The following is a 655-nucleotide window of genomic DNA, read 5'->3' on the forward strand; positions in this document are numbered from 1 at the left end:
TCCACAGGCAGTTGGTAGAGCTCGACGAGCTGCATCGGCTGGCACCGCGTCAGCAGCTCTGGCACCGCTTCAACAGGGTCCTCATCGACTCCGAGATGATGCAATTTCAAAGTAACACCGCACTTGAGCCCGAATGGTCGAGCACGATGCCGCGCAGTCCAGCAGCTTATTCTTGCTGTCAATGTGCACCTTCAGCATAACTTCTGTATGGTCTGCCATACTCGACGCTCGCAGTCTTGCTGCGTTTGAGCGAGTTAGTCACCAAGCTCTTGCCGACGTTTAGGTATCCAATGTCGCCCACCAAGATGACCATCTTGACTACATAACGATGACAGTCGTTCTTGAGCAACTACGGGCGTCTGTCCCCACCACTTTGCTCCCACTCATTGCTTCCCATGCCGCTTTATCAGCTCGACCAAACTTGGCACTGAGGTGTTTCATCTGATTCTACCTCTGTTCCAGACTTGCAGCACCATACGAGCAGCAGCTTGACGGTCAGGGATACGTACCTCCCTTGCCCAGTTTCCCCTTGGCTTGCGCCACAAGCACCAAAATTGCACCTCGTCCTTACAATACCTTGACCCTGTATCCACAGGCAGTTGGTAGAGCTCGACGAGCTGCATCGGCTGGCACCGCGTCAGCAGCTCTGGCACCG

Annotated in this window: 1 protein-coding gene; it reads left to right on the top strand. The window is 54.7% G+C overall.

Annotated features, from left to right (window positions below; all coding sequences use genetic code 11):
* Positions 1-200: hypothetical protein (locus QRQ56_RS39195; protein WP_438747119.1), on the top strand; the 200-nt coding region annotated here is incomplete at its 5' end.
* Positions 201-655: the final 455 nt, after the last annotated feature.

Source organism: Bradyrhizobium sp. U531 (assembly GCF_051710265.1).
In the GTDB taxonomy this organism is placed as follows: domain Bacteria; phylum Pseudomonadota; class Alphaproteobacteria; order Rhizobiales; family Xanthobacteraceae; genus Bradyrhizobium.